At 71.9% G+C, this 4,120-nt stretch carries 1 protein-coding gene; it reads left to right on the top strand.

Annotated features, from left to right (window positions below):
- A partial coding sequence (locus P3W85_RS29405) for a cobaltochelatase subunit CobN (RefSeq protein ID WP_276267352.1) occupies positions 1 to 3,988 on the top strand: 3,988 nt, incomplete at its 5' end.
- Between the last annotated feature and the right edge of the window lie 132 nt (positions 3,989 to 4,120).

Raw genomic sequence — 4,120 nt, 5'->3', positions numbered from 1 at the left:
GATCACGACCAATACCCATGCGCTGCCGGCCGCGCAGGCGCGCCTGCGGGAGCTGGCCGGGCCGGGCCGGGTGGTGCTCGAGGCGGTGACCGCGGCGCCGGATGCCGCGCAGGTCGCAGCGGCCGATGCCATCTACGCCTACTTTGCGCCCACTGCCGTACTCCGGCAGATGGCCCCGGCCGTGCGCCAGGCGCGGCAGCGCGGTGCGCTGGTGCTGGCGGCGCCGGCGGCGTCCGCCGAGGCGGCCTGGAACGTTGGCCTGGACGCCGCGCGCAACCAGGCGGCAGAGGCCTACTGGAGCGCCGGCGGCGCCGACAACCTGGCCGGCTGGCTGGCGTGGACCGTGGCAGCGGTACGTGGCGAGACCGCCATCGCGGTGCCGCCGCCGCGTCCGCTGCCGGCGGCCGGCATCTACCATCCGCGAGCCTCCCAGCCCTTCGCCACGCTCAAGGACTACCTTGCCTGGTATCGGGCCGGCGGCAGCAACGGCCTGCCGCCCGGTGCGCCGCTGGTCGGCATCGCCTTCTACGCCAGCAACTATCGCCAGCAAGACCTCGCCCATATCGATGCGCTGATCGCGGCGCTGGAGCGCCAGGGCGTCGGCGCGGTGCCGGTGTTCGGCTGGCCGCTGTCGAGCCTGGGGCCGATGCTGACGATGGACGGCCAGAGCCCCTTGCGCGCGTTGCTGACGCTGAATCTCACCATCAGCCGGGCGCAAGACAAGACCTGGCTGGAGCACCAGGGCCTGCATGCCATCAACCTGATTGCCACGCGCGACAGCCAGGCCGGCTGGCGGGCGGACGTACGCGGCATCGGCGGCGAGCGCCTGCCGCTGCTGCTCAACACGCCCGAGCGGGCCGGCGCCTCGGAGCCGATCCTGTTCGCCACGCTGGAAGACGAGGGCGGCGCCAAGACCAGCCGGGCGGTGCCGGAGCGCGCCGAAGCGGCGGTTGCCCGGGTGCGCCGCTGGATCGCGCTGCAGGACAAGCCCGCGGCGGACAAGCGCATCGCCATCCTCTACTACAACAACCCCCCGGGCCGCGGCAATATCGGTGCCAGCTACCTGGCCACGCTGCCCTCGCTGGTGCAGGTCATGGCGCGCCTGCGCGAGGCCGGCTATCGCACGGGTACCGCGTTGCCGGACACGGCCGGACTCACCGCGCTGCTGGAACGCAATGGCCGCAATATGGAGGAGTGGTCGCCTGGCGAGCTGGCCGAGATGGTGTCGCGGGGCCGGGTCACACTGCTGCCGGTGGCGCAGTACAAAGGCTGGTTCGACACCTTGCCGGCGGCGTTCCGGCAGTCGGTGCTGGCCACCTGGGGCCCGCCCGAGCGCAGTCCGCTGATGCGGGTGAACGACGGCCACGGCGGGCAGTATTTCGTGATCCCGGGCTTGCGCTTCGGCAACCTGTTCGTCGGCCCGCAGCCGCTGCGATCCACCTTCGCGCACGCCATGGACAGCGCGCACGATACGGTGACCCCGCCGCCGCACTCCTATATCGCCGCCTACCTTTGGTACCGCCACGCTTTCGGCGCGGACGCGATGGTCCACGTGGGCCGCCACGGCACGCTGGAATGGCTGCCGGGCAAGCAAGCGGGGCAGAGCGGCGACGACAGCGCCGAAGTGCTGCTGGGCGACCTGCCCAATGCCTACTACTACATTCAGGACGGCGGCGGCGAGGCCATCCAGGCCAAGCGCCGCAGCGCCGCCGTGCTGGTCAGCCACCTGACGCCGCTGATCGCCCGCGCTGGCTGGCCTGACGCATTGGCCAGGCTGGATGAGGTGATCGAGCAGCAGGAGGCCGCCGCCGACAGCGCCCCGGCGCTGGCCGGGCAGTACCGCCTGCAAGCGCTGGCGCAGATCCGCGCGCTGGGGCTGGACCGGCAGCTGGGGCTGGACCCTGGCGCTCCGTGGGAGCAGGTCGAACCCGTGATCCACCGCTTCCTGCACAAGGTGGAAGCCGAGCCGGTGCCGCTGGGCATTCACACGCTGGGCGAACTGCCGCCGCCGGATAACCAGCGGCAGGCGCTTGCCACCGTGCTCGGGAGCGCCTTCGATGCCGCCGAGACGCACCGCATCGGCCAGGACACGCTGTCGCGCTGGGCTGACGCGCTGGTTCAGGGGCGCGAGCCCGATATCGCAGGCGCGGCCGGTGCGCCATTGCCGCCGCCGCTGGCGGACAAGGTAAAGGCGGCACTGTCCGGCGCGCGCGAATGGCTGGCCAATCTGCGTGCTTCGCCGCGCCGCGAGCTGGACGGGCTGGTAACGGTGCTGTCAGGCCGCTACCTGCCCACCGCGCCGCTGGGCGATCCCGTGCGTACGCCGCAGGGCCTGCCCACCGGGCGCAACCTGCACGCCTTCGACGGCGCGCTGATTCCCACGCCGGCCGCCTGGCAGCTTGGCAAGCAACTGGCCGCGCAGACGCTGGCGCGCTATCGGGAGGAAACCGGCAAGGCGCCCGAGCAGGTGTCCATGGTGCTGTGGTACGGCGAGACCGAGCGCCACCAGGGCGCGATGGAAAGCGAGGCGCTTTACCTGATGGGCGTGGAGCCGGTCTGGAACGCGCGCGGCGTGGTCGAGGACGTGCGGCTGATTCCCGATGCCGAACTGGGCCGGGCGCGGGTCAATGTGCTGTTCACCATCTCCGGCATCTACCGCGACGGCTTCGGCGACAAGGTGGCGCTGCTGGACAAGGCCGCGCGCCTGGCCGCCGCCGCTGGCGACAACGCCATCAGCCGGCATGACCGGGAGGCGCAGGCAACGCTGCTGGCGGCCGGCGTGGAGCCGCAACTGGCCGGGCGCCTGGCCCGCGCCCGCGTGTTTGCCGCCAAGCCCGGCAACTACAGCATCGGCGTGCAGCAGATGGTGGAGCAGAGCAAGGATGCGCCGCAGGCCGGAGAAGAGCCGGGGGCGCTGGCGCGGCAATACCTGCGCCATATGAACTTTGCCTTCTCCAGCGAAGGCTGGGGCGAAACCGCGCCGCAGGCGCTGGCCAGCCATCTGACGTCCAACCAGGCCGTGCTGTTCTCGCGCGCCAGCACGCTGTACGGCGCGCTCGACAACGATGACACCTACCAGTACGCCGGCGGCCTCAACATGGCCACGCGGGCGGTCGGCGGGCAGGCGCCGCGTTTCTGGCTGCATAACCTGCGCCGCGCCGGCGAGGAGCAGACGGTGGATGCCCGCACCTGGCTGGCCACCGAGCTCAACGCGCGCAACTGGAATCCGCGCTGGATCGAAGGCATGCAGCGCTCGGGGTATGCCGGCGCGCGCGAGATGTTCAAGGAGATCGAGCATCTCTACGGGTTCCAGGCCACCAGCCCGGAGCAGATGAGCGGCAGCTTCTGGCAGAACACCTACGACGTCTACGTGGCCGACAAGCATGGGCTCGGCATGGACCGCTTCTTTGCCCAGCGCAACCCGTACGCCCGCCAGGGCATCCTGGCGCGGCTGCTGGAGGTGGACCGGCAGGGCAGCTATCGCTTCACGCCGCAGGAGCGGGCCGGCATGGCGCGGCGCTATGTGGAATCGGTCAACCGCGACGGGCTGTCCTGCTCGGCCAACAGCTGCGGCAATCCGGTGCTGATGCAATACATTGCCGGGCTGGGGCAGCAGGCAAGGCTGCCCACCGACGCGCTGCGCGCATTCGCCGAGCGCCTGGCGCGCGCCATGCCGGGGCGTGAGCTCCCGGCGCAGGCTGCCCGGGCGGCCAGGGACGGATCGCCCTCCGCGGGGGCGCCGGCCGCGCAGCCGGTACGCCCGGCTACGCCTCGGCCGCCGGCGGCACCGCGCGCGGAAACCGAGCACGTGACTGGCCGGGTGCTTGAAAGCCGCGTGCTCAAGCTGGCGCCGCCCGCCTCCGCGCAGGCCAACGGCATGACGCCGCGCGCAGGGCTGTGGACCGCCGCGCTGATGCTGCTGCTGGTCGGCGCGGGCGCCGGCGCCGAGTGGTGGCGTGGCAGGCGGCGCCGGCCGGCGCAAGGCTGACATGGCACGGGTGGACAGCGCCGCGCGATCTCTTTATGCTGATTTCCTTGCCCGGCGCGGCTGCGGCAGTGCGGATATTTGCCGCATACCGGCCGCGCCATGCATAACGTTTCAGACTGACCGCCGCCGCGC

The organism is Cupriavidus basilensis (assembly GCF_029335485.1).
Lineage (GTDB): Bacteria > Pseudomonadota > Gammaproteobacteria > Burkholderiales > Burkholderiaceae > Cupriavidus > Cupriavidus basilensis_E.
This window is presented reverse-complemented; position numbering and strand designations above follow the sequence as displayed.